The 812-nt window shown below is 68.0% G+C and carries 1 protein-coding gene and 1 pseudogene; one reads left to right on the top strand and one right to left on the bottom strand.

Annotated features, from left to right (window positions below; translation table 11 throughout):
- A partial coding sequence (locus AC1DTN_RS37560) for a hypothetical protein (RefSeq protein WP_477925193.1) occupies positions 1–230 on the bottom strand: 230 nt, incomplete at its 3' end.
- Between the two features lie 335 nt (positions 231–565).
- On the opposite strand from AC1DTN_RS37560, the pseudogene AC1DTN_RS37555 reads away from it, so the two are divergent.
- A pseudogene (locus tag AC1DTN_RS37555) lies at positions 566–812 on the top strand (hypothetical protein); the annotation flags it as partial.

The following is an 812-nucleotide window of genomic DNA, read 5'->3' as shown; positions in this document are numbered from 1 at the left end:
ACATCGAACCCCACCTTCTCGCGAATGCCGTCGAACAGCTTGAGCGTGTCGCGCATGTACTTCCGGCCATCGAGGTAGACGCCCGCCGGCGCGCCGGTCGGGGCGGAAGCCGGCGCCGTGCCGTAGCCGCCGCCGCCATAGCTGCTGCGCAGGGCGATCCAGGCGGTCTGCGAACAGCGCGATCCCGGCGACCTGACGACCATCGACGATCCGTCGACCTTGCAGGCCATTCGCGATCTGGCCTGACATCGGCATCGGACTTCGTCCCGCGCCGACCCTATCCTGTGGTTTGGGTTGCCCGGACCGCCGAGACCGGCATGCCGGGTGCCGCAATGTCTGCCAGGCTGGGGTCCTGCAAGCCCAGCGCGATCGCGGCGGATCGTGGTCGCGTCGTTGATGGCCATCGCGATCAAGCCCGCCTCCCGCTGCGGCACGGCCGTGGCCCAGAAGTTCGCCGCGAAGGGCGCCAGCAATGCCCAGCGCCAGCAGGAATCCCGTGCCCGCGGCCAGGCCGACGGTCCACGCGGGATACTGGTCCGACACGAACTGCAGCAGTGCCGCGAAGTGCTACGGCAGCGTGGCCGGCGGCTTCCTGTCGGAGCGCTGGCTCGGCGCGAGCGAACCCGCCCAGCCGCTGGAGAACCGCTCGCTGGTCAAGTACAAGCTCATCATCGATGATTTCGACGGCTGGGACCTGTTGCAGCACCTGCTCGCGCAACTGCAGCGGATCGCGCAGCGGCACGGCGTATCGATTCCGACGGTCGCGATGCATCGGGGAACTTGGGCTCGGTTCAAAAACCTAAGGGAGGTAC

It is taken from the genome of Rhizobium sp. 01T444 (assembly GCF_056398305.1).
This window is presented reverse-complemented; position numbering and strand designations above follow the sequence as displayed.